Source organism: Campylobacter sp. RKI_CA19_01121, assembly GCF_025771295.1.
Lineage (GTDB): Bacteria > Campylobacterota > Campylobacteria > Campylobacterales > Campylobacteraceae > Campylobacter_D.
In genome coordinates this window covers 107,634-125,587 of the sequence record NZ_JAKMQA010000006.1, presented here as the reverse complement: position 1 = coordinate 125,587, position 17,954 = coordinate 107,634, and the positions used below count along the sequence as shown (strand labels likewise).

The 17,954-nt window shown below is 29.0% G+C and carries 17 protein-coding genes; 7 read left to right on the top strand and 10 right to left on the bottom strand.

What is annotated here, in order from left to right:
- The first annotated feature begins 84 nt into the window (after positions 1–84).
- The 6 genes from L8T90_RS04575 to mog are packed head-to-tail and all read left to right on the top strand — an operon-like array spanning position 85 to position 7,454.
- Positions 85–1,491 carry a COG3400 family protein gene (locus tag L8T90_RS04575; protein ID WP_263708345.1) on the top strand — a complete coding sequence of 469 codons (1,407 nt, stop codon included), beginning with the start codon at positions 85–87 and terminating at the stop codon, positions 1,489–1,491.
- Positions 1,492–1,498: 7 nt separating this feature from the next.
- Positions 1,499–2,557: a 3-dehydroquinate synthase gene (gene aroB / locus L8T90_RS04570; protein ID WP_263736859.1), complete on the top strand. Its 1,059-nt coding sequence runs from the start codon at positions 1,499–1,501 to the stop codon at positions 2,555–2,557.
- Positions 2,554–4,083 carry a mechanosensitive ion channel family protein gene (locus tag L8T90_RS04565; protein ID WP_318529935.1) on the top strand — a complete coding sequence of 510 codons (1,530 nt, stop codon included), beginning with the start codon at positions 2,554–2,556 and terminating at the stop codon, positions 4,081–4,083. Before aroB ends, L8T90_RS04565 begins: the two co-directional genes overlap by 4 nt.
- Positions 4,080–5,336, top strand: coding sequence for a tRNA (N(6)-L-threonylcarbamoyladenosine(37)-C(2))-methylthiotransferase MtaB (mtaB, locus tag L8T90_RS04560; protein ID WP_263736858.1), 1,257 nt, complete (start codon positions 4,080–4,082; stop codon positions 5,334–5,336). The genes L8T90_RS04565 and mtaB overlap by 4 nt, the downstream gene beginning before the upstream one ends.
- Positions 5,326–6,924 carry an AAA family ATPase gene (locus L8T90_RS04555; protein ID WP_263736857.1) on the top strand — a complete coding sequence of 533 codons (1,599 nt, stop codon included), beginning with the start codon at positions 5,326–5,328 and terminating at the stop codon, positions 6,922–6,924. Before mtaB ends, L8T90_RS04555 begins: the two co-directional genes overlap by 11 nt.
- A 2-nt stretch (positions 6,925–6,926) precedes the next feature.
- Positions 6,927–7,454 carry a molybdopterin adenylyltransferase gene (gene mog / locus L8T90_RS04550; RefSeq protein WP_263727894.1) on the top strand — a complete coding sequence of 176 codons (528 nt, stop codon included), beginning with the start codon at positions 6,927–6,929 and terminating at the stop codon, positions 7,452–7,454.
- 12 nt (positions 7,455–7,466) lie between these two features.
- Here mog and L8T90_RS04545 read toward each other — a convergent pair whose 3' ends face one another.
- The 10 genes from L8T90_RS04545 to L8T90_RS04500 are packed head-to-tail and all read right to left on the bottom strand — an operon-like array spanning position 7,467 to position 15,171.
- Positions 7,467–7,841 (bottom strand): rhodanese-like domain-containing protein, encoded by a 375-nt coding sequence (locus tag L8T90_RS04545; RefSeq protein WP_263727895.1) that lies wholly within the window; start codon positions 7,839–7,841, stop codon positions 7,467–7,469.
- A 2-nt stretch (positions 7,842–7,843) separates the two neighbouring features.
- Positions 7,844–8,179, bottom strand: coding sequence for a rhodanese-like domain-containing protein (locus L8T90_RS04540; protein WP_263736856.1), 336 nt, complete (start codon positions 8,177–8,179; stop codon positions 7,844–7,846).
- Positions 8,176–10,005 (bottom strand): molecular chaperone HtpG, encoded by a 1,830-nt coding sequence (gene htpG / locus L8T90_RS04535; RefSeq protein ID WP_263663362.1) that lies wholly within the window; start codon positions 10,003–10,005, stop codon positions 8,176–8,178. Before htpG ends, L8T90_RS04540 begins: the two co-directional genes overlap by 4 nt.
- Positions 10,006–10,016: 11 nt before the next feature.
- Entirely contained in the window at positions 10,017–10,385 is a 369-nt protein-coding gene (gene crcB / locus L8T90_RS04530) for a fluoride efflux transporter CrcB (protein WP_039668336.1), read from the bottom strand.
- A complete protein-coding gene (locus L8T90_RS04525) occupies positions 10,382–11,071 on the bottom strand; it encodes a lysophospholipid acyltransferase family protein (RefSeq protein WP_263736855.1) in 690 nt (229 codons plus the stop codon). The genes crcB and L8T90_RS04525 overlap by 4 nt, the downstream gene beginning before the upstream one ends.
- Entirely contained in the window at positions 11,049–12,254 is a 1,206-nt protein-coding gene (locus tag L8T90_RS04520; RefSeq protein WP_263736854.1) for an SH3 domain-containing protein, read from the bottom strand. Before L8T90_RS04520 ends, L8T90_RS04525 begins: the two co-directional genes overlap by 23 nt.
- Complete coding sequence (gene purQ / locus L8T90_RS04515; RefSeq protein WP_257396888.1) at positions 12,248–12,898, bottom strand: phosphoribosylformylglycinamidine synthase subunit PurQ; 651 nt, start codon at positions 12,896–12,898, stop codon at positions 12,248–12,250. The genes L8T90_RS04520 and purQ overlap by 7 nt, the downstream gene beginning before the upstream one ends.
- Positions 12,895–13,131: a phosphoribosylformylglycinamidine synthase subunit PurS gene (gene purS / locus L8T90_RS04510; RefSeq protein WP_263682301.1), complete on the bottom strand. Its 237-nt coding sequence runs from the start codon at positions 13,129–13,131 to the stop codon at positions 12,895–12,897. The genes purQ and purS overlap by 4 nt, the downstream gene beginning before the upstream one ends.
- Positions 13,132–13,139: 8 nt before the next feature.
- Complete coding sequence (gene purC / locus L8T90_RS04505; protein WP_149062286.1) at positions 13,140–13,853, bottom strand: phosphoribosylaminoimidazolesuccinocarboxamide synthase; 714 nt, start codon at positions 13,851–13,853, stop codon at positions 13,140–13,142.
- Position 13,854: 1 nt separating this feature from the next.
- Positions 13,855–15,171 (bottom strand): S41 family peptidase, encoded by a 1,317-nt coding sequence (locus L8T90_RS04500; RefSeq protein ID WP_318529934.1) that lies wholly within the window; start codon positions 15,169–15,171, stop codon positions 13,855–13,857.
- A 207-nt stretch (positions 15,172–15,378) separates the two neighbouring features.
- On the opposite strand from L8T90_RS04500, the gene L8T90_RS04495 reads away from it, so the two are divergent.
- A complete protein-coding gene (locus L8T90_RS04495) occupies positions 15,379–17,952 on the top strand; it encodes an ATP-dependent Clp protease ATP-binding subunit (protein WP_263736853.1) in 2,574 nt (857 codons plus the stop codon).
- Positions 17,953–17,954: the final 2 nt, after the last annotated feature.

The window sequence follows — 17,954 nt, the reverse complement described above, 5'->3', positions numbered from 1 at the left end:
AGGGGTGTATTTTTGAAAAAATAAAAACTTTAAAATATAAACTATAACTTTGCTATAATTATATTTTATATTTTAGAGGTGTAAATGAATAAAATTTTATTACTAGCTGATGGGATTTTTGCTAAAGATTTTTTAAGGAAAATTCATAGCAATAAAACTTTTAAAGAATCTTTGAGTGTTGTTTATTATAATGATGAAAGTGTGGATTTGGATTTAGAAAATGAACAAATATCTTTTTATAAATTTGATCCTACAAGTTTGGTTAAACTAGAAAATTTATTAAAGGAAGAATTCCATCAAGCTATCATCTATATGCAAGAAGAAGCAGATATGTTAGCTTGCTATAAAAATTTAAGAAAATTACACCCAAGATTAAACATAGTTATCATGGATTTGTGGAATAGTCAAATTGATGATAATTTTTGCGAAGTGATTAATATTTATGATACTTTAAGCACGAGATTAACAGGTTGTTTAGATAACATGCCTTCTATGGCGCAATTTATAGGGCTTGGACAAGGTGAGATAATGGAGGTAAAAATTCCTGCAGGATCAAGCTTTGCTTATAGACATATAAGCTCTATTAGCCAAAAACGCTTTAAAATTGTAATGGTTTATAGAAATAATGAATTTATCCTAGCAAGACCTGGACTTATTTTAATGCCAAATGATAGTATTTTAATTGTAGGCGATCCTAAAGTTTTACAAAGTGTTTTTACTAATGTTAAAACAAGCTTAGGACGCTTTCCATCGCCTTTTGGAGATAATATACTTTGTATTATAGATATGAAAAAAATGAGTGAGTTTGCTATAGAAAAGCTTATTTTTGCAAGTTTACTTTTGCATGTAAGGATTAATAGTAAAAAGCTTTATTTTAAAGTGATTAATCCTACTTTAACTCCTATGTATTATAAACTTAAAGCCTTGCATAAAAATAGCACTGAGGTGATATTTGACTTTGAAAGTACAAATGTAAAAAATATTAAGCCTTTTGTGGAAAATACTAGCATAGGTTTACTTGTAGTGGAAGATTATCTTTTTGAAAAAGAAAAAAGTTTTCTTTTTACTTTAAAAATTCCTGTTTTAAAAGCAGGTAAAGGGGATTTTGCTGACTTAAAATCATCAGTGGTTTTAAGCTCAAACTTTGAAGATGTGGAAGGTATTGCTTCTATTATGCTTGATTTAAATAAGCAAATCCAACTAGGGCTTGCTTTGTATTATTATGATTTAAAACTAAATAAAGCTGAAATTTTTGAATACCATCAATATTTTGAAAGCCTTTCAAAACTCCATGATGAAAAATTACTTTTAATAGAGGAAAAAGAACATAACCCTATCAATAAATTTTCTTATAAACAAAATGTATTGCATTTTGTGCCATTTAATGAAAAAATTTTAGGAAGTAATTTCAATAAAATTTTAAAAACAGATTTAAATACGATATATTATAAGATGAGTAAAAATTATCAATTATTTATACCATCGCTGTGAGAAAACAATGCAAGTTAAGGTAAATTTAGAAAATAATACAAGTTATAATGTCTATATAAATGAACTAGAAAAGTTAAATTTTGATACTAAAGTAGTGATTTTAACTAATGAATTAGTAGCAAAGCTGCATTTAGATACGCTTTTGGAAAAAATTCAAGCTAAAGAGCTTTTTATCATAAAAATTAAAGATGGTGAAGAGTATAAAAATTTACAAACTATAGAATATATCTTAGATCAAATGTGTGCTTATAAGCTAGATAGAAAAAGCTTGCTTATAAGTTTTGGTGGTGGGGTTATCTCTGATATGGGTGGTTTTGTAGCAAGTATATATCAAAGAGGGATAGAATTTATTAATATTCCCACAACCTTACTAGCTTGTGTGGATGCAAGTGTGGGTGGTAAAACTGGAGTGAATAATAAATTTGGCAAAAACTTAATAGGCGCTTTTTATCAGCCAAAAGCGGTGTATTGTGAGAGTGAGTTTTTAAAAACCTTACCTTCAAGAGAACTAGCTGCGGGTATGGCTGAATTTATCAAAATGGCCGTGGTTTTTGATAAGGAAATTTTATCTTTTTTAGAAAATTTGAACGAGGATAAATTTTTAAATGCTAAACTTGATGATATTACCTTGGCTCAAATCATCCAAAAAAGCATAGAGCTTAAAGCTAGTGTGGTTTCGCAAGATGAAAAAGAAAGTGGTTTAAGAATGCTTTTAAACTATGGACACACTTTTGCTCATGTTATAGAAAATCAAACAGGATATAAAAAATACTTACATGGTGAAGCTGTGTCTATAGGTATGAATATGGCAAATATTTTAGCATTAAATTTAGGATTATTAAATGAACAAGAATGCCAAAGAGTACAAAATTTACTTGTGAAATTTAAATTACCTATATCTTATAAAATTTCAAATACACAAGAGTTTTATAATGCCTTTTTCTTAGATAAAAAGACACATTTCCAAAAGATTAGTTTTATTTTAGCTTGTGGTTTGGGAAAAGCTTGCATAAAAAATGATATATCTAAAGAAGATATTTTACGCACTTTAGAGGTGTTTGCATGAAAAAGATTTTTTTACTTTTATTTTTACCTTTTTTGATGCTTTTAGCACAAGATGATATAGAGCATTTAGAGCAAAAACTCAATGAATTGCATAATAATTTAACATATAATACTTGGGTGATTAAATATAATAATTTTAATATTTACAGAAAAACTCAAAATGAAATTTTAGCTTTAGAAAAAGAAAGCTTAAAGGCTAATGAGCGCAATAAAAGCATTATAGAAAGGCAAATTTTAATCTTAAAAGAAAGATTAGAGCTTTTAAGTGAGTATAAAAGTGCAAATTTTTCCAAGATGGTTTTAGCTCCTGAAGAAGTTGATAAAATAGATAAACTAACTAATCCTTTAGCCATCATTTCAGCATACTCACACATAAAAAAACTAAGACGTGATAAGGAAGAGTATATTAATCTTTTAAATAGTTTTAAGCAAACCTTGGATGAGCTTATAAAAGAAAATGTTTTAGTGGCTGAGATAGCTAAATTAGCCCCTAGTAAAGAACATGATGAGTATTTAAAAATATCTAATCAAATGGTAAGAGATTTTTCGCAAACCTTGCGTTTTGGAGAAATTTCTTATTCTGTTTATGAGAAAAAAATACAAGAAGAAATTGAAAAAACAACAGCTTCTATTAAAATTCAAGGTGTAAGAGCTTTTAATATAGTTTTGGCTATTATTATCGTTATAGCCATAGCATTTTTACTCAAATTTATAGCTAGAAAATACATAGGCGATAATGATCGCTTTTATACAGCAAATAAAATCATTAATTTTATTAATATCAATGTGATTATTTTGATTTTGCTTTTTGGATATATTGAAAATATTAGTTACTTAGTGACTGTGCTTGGTTTTGCTTCTGCTGGTTTAGCTATTGCTATGAAAGATATGTTTATGTCTATGCTTGGTTGGTGTGTGATAGTTTTTGGTGGAAGTTTTAGAGTGGGCGATAGGGTTAGAGTTTTTCAAAACAATACGCATTATATTGGTGATATAATTGATATTTCGTTTTTAAGAATAACCTTATATGAAGATATTTCTTTGCTAACTTATACAGATAATCGAAGAAGTGGTAGGATAATTTTTATACCAAATAATTTTATATTTACTAATCTCATATCAAATTATACCCATCATGGTATGAAGACAGTTTGGGATGGACTTGATATTACTTTGACTTTTGATTCAAATCATCAAAAGGCCTTAGAAATAGTGGAAGAAATCGTTATAAAAGCTTCTAAAGGTTATACAAAAATTGCAAAAGAATCTATGAGTAAATTAAGAAATGAATACAGCATTAGAAATCCTAAAGTAGAGCCTAGGTTTTTTACATTTTTAGAAGGTTATGGTATGAGAATTTCTGCTTGGTATATGACAAATTCTTATGCGGCTTTGATTTTAAGAAGTAATATAAGCAAAGAAATCATTAATGAATTTAATAAGCATGATGATATAAAAATAGCTTATCCATCGCAAAATTTATATATAGCAAAACATGAATTTGTAGAAAATAAGGAAGATATTTGAAAAAAAAGGTATATTTTAAAACTTTTGGTTGCAGAACTAATATTTATGATACGCAATTATTAAAAACTTATATTAAAGATCATATTGTTGTACAAAATGAGCAAGAAGCTGATGTGATAGTGATAAATTCTTGCACGGTTACAAATGGTGCTGATAGCGGACTTAGAAGCTATATTAATGGTGTAAAGAAAAATGGAGTTAAGGTTATACTTACAGGCTGTGGCGCTGTAAGCAAGGGAAAGGATTTTTTTGATAAAAAAGAAATTTTTGGAGTTTTAGGGGCTTCTAATAAAGATAAAATTAACGAGTTAATCTCGCAAGATAAAGCCTTTTATGAGCTTGGAAATTTACGCTTTATTGATACAAAAATTGTAAGTAATTATGAAAACCACACTAAAGCTTTTGTAAAAATTCAAGAAGGATGTGACTTTGCTTGTAGTTATTGCATAATCCCAAGTGTTAGGGGTAAATCAAGAAGTATGCCGAGTGAGGAAATAATAAAGCAAATCAAACTTCTTGCACAAAATGGTTATAGTGAAGTGGTTTTAACGGGTACTAATATAGGAAGTTATGGTTTAAAAGATAAAACTACACTTGGAAAATTATTACAAGAAATAGGTAAGGTTAATGGTATAAAAAGAGTAAGACTTGGGAGTTTGGAGCCTGCTCAAATTGATGAGAGTTTTAAAGAAATTTTAGATGAGTCTTGGCTTGAAAAGCATTTACATATTGCCCTGCAACACACTCATGAGAAAATGCTACGCATAATGCGTAGAAGATCGCATACGCAAAATGATTTAGCACTGTTTAATGAGTTAAGTCAAAAAGGTTTTGCTTTAGGAACAGACTTTATTGTAGCACACCCTGGAGAAAGTGAATTAATATGGCAAGAAGCTTTAGAAAATTTCAAGCAATTTAAACTTACACATATTCATGCTTTTATTTTCTCACCGCGTGATGGAACACATTCTGCTTCTATGAGTGAACGAATTAATGGTGAAATAGCCAAAGAAAGATTAAATATTTTAAAAGATATAGTCGCGCAAAATAATTATGAGTTTAGAAAAAATCAAAAAGATACTTTAGAAATTTTAGTTGAGAGTAAAAAAGATGGTTTTTATGAAGGCTATGATCAATTTTTTAATAAAATCAAAATTACAAGCAAAGAAGATATTGCTAAACAATGGATAAATATTGAAAAATATGAATGCAAAGAAGATTGTAACTATGTAAGGTTAGGGGATGAAAAATAAAAAGATTATCTTAGCTTCATTTTTATTGCTTTGTGTTTTTGTAATAGTTGCGTTTATAAAAAATCAACCTGATTATATTAGTAAGGCTGCTTATGAAGAGCTTTTAGAGCAAAATTTAATCCAAAAAGCCATAGTAGAAAATAATGAAATATTATTAAAAAGCAAAGAAGGAAATTTTTTAATTGCTAAAGATGTGGTGGATTTAAATGCTTTGTGGCAAAAAATTCCTTTAGAATATGCTAAAGATTATAATTTAAGTGAGTTTTTTTTGATATTTATTTTGCTTGCTTTTCTTGTAAGTTTTTTACTCTTTCTTAATAAAAAAAATAAAGATAGACAAAATTTACTTTCTTTAGAAAAAAATATTTTAGAAAAAAATGAACAAAATAGTACTATACAAGATGTAGTAAGTGAAGTTAAATTTAAAGATGTAGCAGGGGTTGATGAGGCCAAGGTGGAGCTTTTAGAAATCGTTGATTTTTTAAAAAATCCTCAAAAATATAAAGATTTTGGCGTGAAAATGCCAAAAGGGGTTTTACTAGTAGGGCCTCCTGGAGTAGGTAAAACCTTGATAGCAAAAGCAGTAGCAGGCGAGGCTGGGGTGCCATTTTTTTATCAAAGTGGGGCTAGTTTTGTAGAAATTTATGTAGGTATGGGTGCAAAAAGAGTAAGAGAGCTTTTTTTAAAAGCTAAATCAAAAGCTCCAAGTATCATTTTTATAGATGAAATTGACGCAGTTGGTAAAAGTAGGGGGGATTTTTCTAATGTAGAAAGAGATAATACCCTAAATCAACTTTTAACTCAAATGGATGGATTTGAAGATAATAGTGGTGTTATAGTGATGGCCGCTACAAATAAAATCGATCTTATGGACAATGCGTTATTAAGATCAGGGCGTTTTGATAGAAGAATTTTTATATCTTTACCTGATTTTAAAGATAGAATGCATATTTTACAAAATTATATGAAAGAGAAAAAATCTAGTGTAGATTTAGAAAAAATTGCAAAAGCTAGTGTGGGTTTTAGTGGAGCAGCTTTAGAGACTTTAGTTAATGAAGCGGCTATTAATGCTATAAGAAGAAAATCAGATTTAATAGAAGAAAATGATTTTTTTGCAGTGCTTAATAAAGTTTTAATGGGTAAAAAAAAGATTTTCTCTCTAAGTGATAAGGAAAGAAAAATTCAAGCCACATACCAAGCAGCTAAAGCTTTGTGTGCTTTTTATTTTGATGTTAAATTTGAAAAAATTACCTTAATAGAAGATAGATTTAAAGAGTATGAAAATACTATCAAATCAAAATCAGAATTATTAAATAAAATAAAAGTTTTTCTAGCGGGCTCAGTTGCTATGGAGCTTATTTTTAATGAAAGCTATACTAATGCACAAAGCGATCTTTTAAAGGTTAAAGAATTGCTTACTTTCATGGAAACTTTTGCTATGGCAAATGAGAGTTTATTGCAAGAGCAAAAGCAAGAAGTGAAAGAATTTTTAGAATTAATGAAAGAAAAAGTTGTGAGATTAGCTAGCATTCTTTTAGAAAATGAAAAAATAGAAAAACAAGATATAGAAAAAATCATAATGGAGTAAAAATGGTAAAAATAGGAATTTTAGTACTTTCAGATAGGGCAAGTAGCGGAGTTTATGAAGATAAATCCGGAGTAGAGATAGAAAAAATTTTAGATTCTTATATAAAAAATGAAAAAAGTTTTTATTATGAGCTAATTCCTGATGAGTATGATTTAATTATAGAAAAATTAGCTTATTTGGCTGATGATGTAAAATGTGATTTGATTTTTACTACAGGAGGTACGGGGCCTGCTTTGCGTGATGTGACACCAGAAGCAACACAAGCAGTGTGTGATAAAATGCTACCAGGTTTTGGGGAGTTAATGCGCGCAAAAAGCTTAGAATATGTACCAACAGCTATACTTTCAAGACAAAGTGCGGGTATAAAAGGAAAATCATTGATTATCAACTTACCGGGTAATCCAAAAGCTATAAGAGAATGCATTGAGCCTATATTTCCTGCTATTCCTTATTGTGTGGATTTAATAGGCGGAGCTTATATTGAAAATAACGAAGAAGTAATTTCTGTATTTAGGCCAAAGAAAAAGTAAGTCTAACTAGACTTACTTTGAGGTTACGTATCCTTGTGATAAAAGTGCGTTCATACCGCCTTTTAAATTAGTAACTTCTATGCCATTTTGATCTAGTAAAGCAGAAGCTTTAGCACTTCTTGAACCACTTCTGCAAACTATAGCGATAGGTTTATTACTTGAAATCTTTTTAATTTCCTCAATGAAATTTTTATTTACACTGCCATCTTCGTTGTAAAAACTAATTTTAATGGCATTTTTTATTGTACCAGTTTGCGCCCATTCGCTAGGTTTTCTAACATCAATTACTTGATAATTTTCCAAAATATCCGCATTAATATCGATATTTTTAACTTCTGCTAAAACAAAACTAACACAAAATGCTAAAGATAAAAATATTTTCTTCATAATTAACCTTCCTTTTTTGTAGCTTCATAGCCTTGCGATAAAAGTGCTACCATGCCACCATCTAGATTAGTACATTCTATACCTAGAGCATCTTCTATCATTATAGCAGTATGTTTGCTTCTTGAGCCTGTAGCACACACAAAGGCTATGTTTTTATTTTGATAATCTACTTTTTCTTTAAACTCTTGGATGAAATTTTCATTCATAAAGCCATTATCATCGCAAAGTGCGATGAGTATAGCTTCTTTTATAACTCCGCTTTTCCATTCGCTTGGGGTTCTTACATCTATAATACAAAATTCGTGCAAAATATCTTTAGAAATAGCTATATTTTTCATTTTTCTAAAGCCTTAGAAACGATTTTGCTTAAGGCATTGTTAAATTCGCTAGGATTATCTATACCCATACCTTCACTAAGTTTAGCCATATTTAAAAGAATATGTGCTATTTCATTAGCTAAGGTATCATTTTCTTTTAAGGCTTTTAAAATTTCATGATTAGGATTGATTTCAAGTATAGGTTTAACTTGCTGTTCTTGCCCCATTTGTTTAAGAATTTGTTGCATAGCAAAATCAGGTTTATTTTGATCATAAACAATACAACTTGGACTATTTGAAAGTCTTTGGCTAAGTTTTACCTCTTCAACTTCATCTTTTAAAACTTCTTTTATTTTGATGAGTAAGCTTGCAAATTCAACCTTTTGTTCTTCGCTAGTTTCTTCACTAGCTAAATGATTGATAGCGCTAAATTTTAAACCTTCAAATTCATTCATCATAGGCATAACTATGGTGTCAATTTCCTCATCAAGCAATAAAACATTAATATTTTTTTGTTTATAGCTTTCAAGAAGAGGAGAATTTCTTAAAAGTTTTTCATTTTTTCCACTAATATAAAAAATTTCATTTTGTCCTTCAGCTAAGTTTTGTTTATACTCTTCAAGATCAATTAATTCTTCTTTATTTGAGTTTTTAAAGTATAAAAGCTTAGCTATAGCGTCTTTATTTTCGCCAAAACCATATAAACCTTCTTTTAAAACTTTTCCAAAATTCTCATGGAATTTAAGATAGTTTTCTTTATCTTTTTCTTTGAATTTTTTAAGTTCAGCTAAGATTTTTTTAACACTTGCCTCTTGAACGCTTTTTAAAATTTTATTTTCTTGTAAAATTTCACGGCTTACATTAAGCGGTAAATCTTCTACATCGATAATCCCGCGCACAAATCTTAAATAAGTTGGTAATAATTCTTTATCATCATCGCTGATAAAAACTCTTTTTACATAAAGTTTTAAACCACTTTTATAATCTACTCTATATAAATCAAATGGAGCTTGTGCAGGTATAAAGAATAAAGAATTATACTCTATAGAACCTTCAGCTTTTGTGTGGATATAAAGCATAGGTTTGTTTGAATCATGAAAGTTTTGTTCATAAAATCTTTCATAATCTTCAGCTTTTAAGCTTGCTTTATTTTGTCTCCATAAAGCACTTGCTGTGTTAATTTGAGTGTTTTTTAATTCTTTTTTAGGTTCTTTTTCACCTTCTTCTAATGGCAAATATTCTTCTTTTTCCATAAAAATAGGAAATTGTATGTGATTTGAGTATTTTTCTACTATACTTTCAATGCGGTATGAGTTTAAAAATTCTTCATCTTTTAAATGTAAGGTTATACAAGTACCTTGCTCATCTTTATTTGCATCTTCTATTTCATAACCACTAGCATCAGAAGTCCAAAGATAAGCTTTATCATCTAATGCTTTTTTGCTTAAAACTTCTATTTTAGAAGCCACCATAAAAGCAGAGTAAAAGCCTACACCAAATTGTCCTATAAGTTGTGAGTCTTTTTTAGCATCACCACTTAAGTTTTCTAAAAAGCTTTTTGTACCACTTTTAGCAATGGTTCCAAGGTGATTGATCAAATCTTCTTTATTCATACCTATACCATTATCACTTATGGTTAGGGTTTTTGCTTCTTGATTGAAGTTGATTTGAATTTTTGGTTCAAATTTTAAATTTTTATAAGCATCATCACTCACGCTTAAATAACTAAGTTTATCAAGTGCGTCGCTTGCATTAGAAATAAGCTCTCTTAAAAAAATTTCTTTGTTTGAATACAAAGAATGAATCATAAGTTGTAAAAGTTGGTTAACTTCAGTTTGAAATTGCATTTATATCTCCTTTATTTAAAAATTAAAAAACCAATCCATACTGCCAAAAGACAAAGGATAACATTTAAAATAATATTTAGAAAAAAGTGAAAATAATCACCACTTTGCAAAAATAGCAAATTTTCATAAGAAAAAGTTGAAAAAGTTGTAAAAGCACTTAAAAAACCTGTGCTAATTAAACTTTTAGTAAAAATATGCACACCTTTAGAGTTTGCATAAGAAAAAAACAAGCCCATTAAAAAAGATCCTATGATATTAACAAGTAAAGTACCATAGGGAAAATCATGTGGAATGATTTTATTAAAAAAGCTACTAGTAAGCATTCTAGATATAGCCCCTAAAAAGCCACCAAAACCTACAGCCAAAACCGTACTAATCAAGCTTTTGACCTTTCATTATCTAAGATTGTTTGCATTTTTTCTCTAGTTTGCTCAAGCCAATCATCTTTACTTATATCAACAAGATCAAGAAATACTACTTTTAAAACGCCACTATTTGCACTAAAGTTTTGTGTGTCTAAAATTTTAGCTGAATCAACAATTACAACAGGTTGGACTTTTAGATTAAGTTTTTCACTTAAAATTTTAGCTCCAACTTTAAATTTTAAAAGTTTTTGTGTTTTAGATCTTGTACCTTCTGGAAAAATAGCCAAAATTCTATCTTCTTTTAGTCTTTCTTTGGCTTCTTTTAAAAGTTTTACTAGACCTTTTGGACTTCTATCTATACAAATAATTTTAGGTTTTTTAATCAAAGTTTTAAAAATAGGGAGTTCACCAAGTTCTTTTTTTGCTATCCAAGATATATTTTTTGGACATAGATCTTCCAAAACAACTATGTCTAACAAGCTTTGATGATTGATTAAAAGTAAATTAGCTTGAGGGTGTATAGAACCTTGAGTTTGGATTTTATAATTTATTACATATTTTTGCAATTTTGACCATGCTTTTCTGATTTTCCAAATTTTTTCTTGTGATTGTAATAATAAAAAGGCAATGTATAAAAATATAATAGATAAAATAAATTCAATCCAAAATACTAAAGCTTTAAATCTTTGATAAATCTTCACTTTTTACCCAGCCTATTTTTCCATTATTAAATAAAATTTTTTTATATTCATCTCTTGAATCTAACACTTCTACTTCTTGGTTATATTTTCCAGAATAAAAATGAGTTGAGTTAAGAGTTGGTAAAATTTGCACTTTACTTTCAGCCTTTAATATGGCTTTGTATATGTTATTTTGGGCTAAAAAACTTGCTATTAGAGCCAAAATTGCTAAGCCTAAAGCTACATAGCTTTTCTTAAATACAAACCATAAAGCAAAAATACCACACAAGCTCCACAAAAATACTTGTTTGTAAAAATTAAAGTCATTAGTTTTTGGATTTAAATCACTTTGCGTGCTTATGCTATCTTCTTTAAGTTCTATTTTTAAAGAAAAATCTTTTAATTCTTTAGAATTTAAATTAAAATAAGAAAAATCAAAACGTGTTTTGCTTTTATCTAAAATAGCATAATAAAACCCACTTTGTTTTTCAAAATCACCTTTAATAGCCTCTACGCCTTGTTTTTGAATATCTTTTATATTAAAACTTGCTAGGTTTGTGTTTTCTCCTGCAAGTTCTATAAATAAAATCATATTATCATTATCAAAATGGCTTGCTTTTACTTGTTTTACTTCTAAATTACTTGCAACTATGTGTGAGTATTTGTTAGAAGGAGCGTCGATTTTTTTAAGTTTAATAGGTTTTATAATTAGTGATGAGCTTTGAAAAATATGATCATTTCTGCTTAAAGAAACGATGATTTTATTTAAATTGGCATTTAAACTTTTTGCTTCAAACCATAATTTTGTATGATATGAATTAGCTTTTTGCTCCCAAATAGGATTAGGATTAATCCAAAGCATATCGTCATTTTTTTCAAAGCTCACATTTAAATCAAAACTTACATTAGTTGTGGTGATAACCTCAAGATCTATAGCAAAAGCTTCATCTATGTAAGCTTCATCAGTGTATTCTTTTGCGTTTAATACTAAAGAACCTTGAGGAATAAAATTTTCATCATTGATTTTACTTTCATAATTACTCTCATCACTTGGAGCGATAGTTTGATAAATTTGCTTAGCTTGATCGTCTAATTGATTGTAATTTTTTTCTAGGGTGTTATAATCTTCAAAAACGCTATTTTCTTGAGCATATAAATTAAACGCTAGTAAAAAAACACAAAAAACTTTGAAGGTTTTTAGCAATTTAAAAATCCTTCAAACATTTTAAGTCCTACTTTTGAGCCAAGTATATCATCACACATTCTTTCAGGGTGTGGCATAAGTCCAAAAACTTTTTTATTCTCATCACAAATTCCAGCTATATCGTTTAAGGAGCCATTTGGATTATTGATATATCTTAATAAAATCATATCTTTATCTTCTAGCATTTTAATACCATCTTCGCTATTAAAATAATTTCCTTCTCCGTGAGCAATAGGCAATTCTATAATGTCATTTTTTTGGAAATTTTTCAAAAAAGCATTATTGTTTGATACTACTTGCAATGCTTGCATTTTAGAAATAAAACTTAAGCTATTATTATGTTTCATAGCTCCCTTTAAAAGACCAAGTTCTAATAAAATTTGAAAACCATTGCAAATACCTAGGACATATCCACCTTTTTGTACATGTTCTTTAAGTGTTTTCATAGCAGGAGCAAGTTTTGCAATGGCTGCACATCTTAAGTAATCTCCATAAGAAAATCCACCTGGTAAAACAATTAAATCTGCGCTAAAATCTTGTCTTTCATGCCAAATGATTTCAGTTTTTACACCTAGTTTTTCAAAAGCATAAGCTGTATCAAACTCGCAATTAGTTCCGGGAAAACGAATAATAGCTACTTTCATAATATTATCTCATAATCTTCTATCACAGTATTTGCAAGCAATTCTTTACACATTAAATCAACATGTTTTAAAGCTTCTTCTTTATTATTACAAGCTATATCAAAACTAATTTGTTTTGAGGTTTTAACATTTGATATGTTATTAAAATCTAAAGAATGCAAAGCCTTTTCTATGGCTTTGCCTTGAGGATCTAAAACCCCATTTTTTAGTGTGATATTTACAGTTACTTTCATTATTTTTCCTAACTTAAAATTCTTTTTAATACTTCTTCATAGGCCATTTTTACATTACCTAGGTCTTGTCTGAAGCGGTCTTTATCTAATTTTTCATTAGTTTTGCTATCCCAAAATCTACAACTATCAGGGCTAATTTCATCAGCTAGTATCATATTTCCTTCACTATCAATACCAAATTCTAATTTAAAATCAATCAATCTTAAACCTTTAGATTCAAAGAATTTAACCAAGATAGAATTGATTTGTCTTGCAATGTTTTTTATTAATTCTAAATCTTTTTCACTTTTTACTAAATTTAAAATCAAACAATGCTCATCATTGATAATAGGATCACCTAAATCATCATTTTTATAACAAAACTCAACTACAGCAAAAGGTAAAATCGTACCTTCTTTAATGCCTAATCTTTTTGTTAAAGATCCTGTAGCTACATTTCTAGTAATAACTTCAATAGGTATAATATTGCATTTTTTAACAATTTGTTCTTTATCGCTGATAGTTTCTACTAGGTGTGTTTTAATACCTTCTTTTTCTAAAAGATGAAAAATTTCAGTACTAATTTTACAATTTAACGCACCTTTTCCTGCTTCATTACCTCTTTTTTCTGCATTAAAGGCAGTTAAATCATCTTTAAATTCCGTGATGAGTAAATTCTCATCATCAGTTTTAAACATTTTTTTACCTTTTCCCTCGTATAAAAGATCTAGTTTTGTTGCCATTTTACTCTCCTTTTGTGATGTTTAAAATTTTGATTGCATCTATTGCAGTTTTTAATTGTATATCATTATCAATTTGTTCTTTGGTGATGATATTTTTATCTTCTTTATTATCTTTTTTCTTTTCTTGATGTCCGATTTTGTCAAGTTCAGCTTGCAAGTGTTTTTTTAGATCACTTTCTTTGATTTCAAAGCCATGATTTTCTTCTTTACTTACTTTTCCTGGGAATACTTCTATATCAGGACTAACCCCGACAGCTTGTATAGTTCTACCACTTGGTAGATAATATTTTGCTATAGTAAGTCTTAAGCCTTCTTTACCTTTTTCATCCATTGGCAATATAAGCTGTACACTACCTTTTCCAAATGTTTTTTCGCCTATGATAATAGCACGTTTGAAATCTTGTAAAGCTCCGCTTACAATCTCACTTGCACTAGCACTACCACCATTTACAAGCACTACTAAAGGTGCGTTGGTGATTTTTTTACTAGGATTTGCTTTAAATTCTACATTCTCATTTTCTATTTTTCCTTTTTGTGAGACAATGACTCCTTTATCTACAAAAAGATTTACTAAGCCTACGGCTTGATTTAAAATGCCACCTGGGTTGGTTCTAAGATCTAGTATAATTCCTTTTACATTAGAATGTTTTTTGATAGCTTTACTAGCTTCATCTACGACATTTTTATCAAAATTAGTCACTCTTAAATAAAGTAAATTTTCATTTTCGATTAATTTTGTATAAACGCTATCTACTTTTATGATATCTCTTTTTAAATTGACATCAAATGGTTTCGCATCGCCTTTTCTATAGATAGTTAGAGTAACCTTTGTCTTAGGTTCTCCGCGCATTTTAGAAACAGCTTCATTTAAAGTCATACCTAAGGTTGATTCGTTATTAATTCTTAAGATAATATCATCAGTTTTAATACCTGCTTTATCTGCTGGACTTCCTTCTATAGGAGCTACAACGCTAATTGCTCCATCTTTTTGCGTAATAGTAAAGCCAAGTCCACCAAATTCTCCATTAGTTTGCTCTTTAAGTTCTTTATAACCTTTTTCATCTAAGAAAGAAGAATGAGCATCTAAATTTGTTAGTAAGCCTGCTATGGATTTATCAACCAAATCTGTATAATTAACATCATCAACATAGTATTGTTCTATGATGGACATGGTTCTTGTGAGTTTAGATAAAGCTTCTATTTTCTTTTCTGCTTCACTAGGAGCGGGGTTTTTAGCTTGTAAATTAGTAAAAATAAAAGAAGCGGCTACTAAACTACAAACGCCAGCTGCGATAATAAGATTTCTTTTTGTCTTCAAAGGAAAAACTCCAAAATAAATATGAATTCATAAAATAATTATCTAATTTTAGTTATTTTTGCTTAAAAAATCGTAAATAAAGTAAATCTTTTTATGATATTAGTGTGTATATATAAAAAATTATTTATAAATATAACTAAATAAACTTGACAATAATAGACTAAAGTTATATAATACATCTCATATAAAAGTAAAAAAGGAGTAAAAATGGCAAATATACAAGATTTTTTAACAGATTCTATGCTTTCAAATATAGAAAGTGCGATTTCTTTGGCCATTCATTCTAAGAATAGCGAAATAAAACCTTTGCATTTATTATGGGCTTTAAGTGTTGATAGTTCAAGCTTGCTAAATCAAGTTTTTAATAAATTAAATGTTTCTAAAGAGGCATTTGAGCTAGAAGTAAAAAGTAAAATTTCATCTTTTCCTACTAGCTCAAATGTAAATAAAGATAATATTAAATTTTCAAATGAATTTATTAATTCTTTAGAAAAAGCAAAAGGCTTGGCTTTAGAAAACAAAGATAGCTATTTGGCTGTGGATATGTGGCTTGTCTCAGAAAGTACGAGTGGGGTTATTAAAGAACTTTTATCTAAATTTGTAGATTTAAATGAATTTAAAAAAGAATTAGAATTTATTAGAGCTGGAGTTAAAATAGAAACCAAAACAAGCGATGAAACGCTTGATTCTTTGTCTAAATTTGGTATTGATTTGACTATGAAAGCTAAAAACAATGAACTTGATCCTGTCATAGGCAGGGAAGAAGAAATTCAAAGATTAATGCAAATTTTAATCAGAAAAACTAAAAATAATCCTATTTTATTAGGTGAGCCAGGGGTAGGAAAAACTGCTGTAGTAGAAGCTTTAGCACAAAGAATAGTAAAAAAAGATGTTCCTACTTCATTGCAAAATAAAAAAGTCATAGCCTTGGATATGAGTGCTTTAATAGCAGGAGCAAAATACAGAGGTGAATTTGAAGATAGATTAAAAGCTGTTGTAAATGAAGTAATAAAACACAAAAATATAATTTTATTTATAGATGAAATTCACACCATTGTAGGTGCAGGTGCAAATGAAGGAAGTATGGATGCGGCAAATATTTTAAAACCTGCTTTAGCAAGAGGTGAGCTTCATACTATAGGCGCTACAACCTTAAAAGAATATAGAAAATATTTTGAAAAAGATGCGGCTTTGCAAAGAAGATTTCAACCTGTAAATGTAGCTGAACCTAGCGTGAATGAAGCTTTAGCAATGTTAAGAGGTATAAAAGAGAAATTAGAAATTCATCATAATGTAACTATTAATGATAGTGCATTGGTAGCAGCTGCAAAACTATCTAAGCGTTATATAGCTAATAGATTTTTACCTGATAAGGCGATTGATTTAATTGATGAGGCCGCAGCAGAATTAAAAATGCAAATAGAAAGTGAGCCAAATTCTTTAAGAAAGGTTAGAAAACAAATTGAAAGCTTAGAAGTAGAAAATGAAGCTTTAAAAATGGAAGAAAATGAAACTAATGAAAAAAGATTAGAAGAGATTAAAAAAGAATTAGCAAATTTAAAAGAAGAGCAAATCAAACTTAATGCTAAATTTGAAAATGAAAAAGCAGTATTTAATGGCATAAGTGCAAAGAAAAAAGAAATCGATACTTTAAAAAATGAAGCTATTTTAGCTAAAAATAAAGGAGATTTCCAAAAGGCTGCTGAAATAGAATATGGCAAAATTTTAGAGTGCGAAAAAGAGGTATTAAATTTAGAGGAAAAATGGAAACAAATGACCCAAGAAGGAGTTTTGCTTAAAAACCAAGTAGATGAGGATTTAGTAGCTGGTATTTTAAGTAAATGGACAGGTATTAGCGTGCAAAAAATGCTTACTTCTGAAAAGCAAAAATATTTACACATTCAAGAGTATTTACAAGAAAGCGTCATAGGGCAAGATGAGGCTTTAAGTGCCTTGGCTAAAGCTATTAAGCGTAATAAAGCAGGGCTAAATCAAGCAACTAAGCCTATAGGAAGCTTTTTGTTTTTAGGGCCAACTGGAGTAGGTAAAACAGAAAGTGCTAAGGCTTTGGCTAAATTTTTATTTGATGATGAAAAAGCTATGGTGCGTTTTGATATGAGTGAATTTATGGAAAAACACAGCATATCAAGACTTTTAGGTGCACCTCCAGGATATATAGGGCATGAAGAAGGCGGGGAGCTAACCGAAGCTGTTAGAAGAAAGCCTTATAGTGTGATTTTGTTTGATGAAGTAGAAAAAGCTCATAAAGATGTATTTAATATACTTTTGGGAATTTTAGATGATGGTAGAGCTACAGATAGTAAAGGTGTAACGGTTGATTTTACTAATACTATCATTATCTTAACTTCTAATATAGGTGCAAATTTTATCATGGAGTTAAAGGGCGAAGAAAGAGAAAAAGCTATCAAAGAAGCCCTTAGAGGCTTTTTTAGACCCGAGTTTTTAAATCGTTTAGATGATATCATTACTTTTAATCCTTTGGGAGAAAGTGAGGCTGAAAAAATAGTTAAATTGCTTTTTAATACCTTGCAAAAAAGTCTTGAAAATAGAGGTATCAAGGCAAGTTTGAGCGATAATGCTGCTAGGTTAATAGCAAAGGTTGGTTTTGATGTAGATTTTGGCGCAAGACCATTAAAAAGAGCCTTATATGACATGGTAGAAGATAAATTAAGTGATATGATATTATCTGATGAATTAAATGAAAATGATGAGATTATTATAGATTCTAAAGATGATGAGATTGTCATCATTAAGCAATAAGC